This is a genomic window from Legionella waltersii (genome assembly GCF_001468085.1).
GTDB classification, from domain to species: domain Bacteria; phylum Pseudomonadota; class Gammaproteobacteria; order Legionellales; family Legionellaceae; genus Legionella; species Legionella waltersii.
The window spans coordinates 151030-151518 of sequence record NZ_LNZB01000060.1 but is presented as its reverse complement, the minus strand read 5'-3'; the positions used below and the strand labels follow the sequence as shown (position 1 = coordinate 151518).

Below are 489 nucleotides of genomic sequence, written 5' to 3'. Positions count from 1 at the left end.
CCCGCTGCGGTTAAATTACCAGCACTCACACCCACATCCTCAGTCACGGTGCTGACTGTAGGTGTACCAATCACAGCAGCATCATTAGTCCCGTTGATGGTAAAACTCACATTCTTAGTGGTACCATCAACACTGGTGATCGTAAAGGTATCAATTGCTGTTTGGCTTGCACCTAAGTATTGCACAGCGGCATTGGACACACTGTAAGTGTAAGAGCCATTGGCGGCCAACACCAAGCTGCCTAAAGGACTACCAACACCAGTCACCGTGGTGCTGAATGCCGCTTGCCCAGCATCGGCATCAGTGATGGAAATCGAACCCGCTGCGGTTAAATTACCAGCACTCACACCCACATCCTCAGTCACGGTGCTGACTGTAGGTGTACCAATCACAGCAGCATCATTAGTCCCGTTGATGGTAAAACTCACATTCTTAGTGGTACCATCAACACTGGTGATCGTAAAGGTATCAATTGCTGTTTGGCTTGCG

At 49.3% G+C, this 489-nt stretch carries 1 protein-coding gene; it reads right to left on the bottom strand.

Going from position 1 to position 489, the window contains the following annotated elements; all coding sequences use genetic code 11:
* On the bottom strand, window positions 1-489 hold a 489-nt coding region (locus Lwal_RS17750; protein WP_202972560.1), incomplete at both ends, for a VCBS domain-containing protein.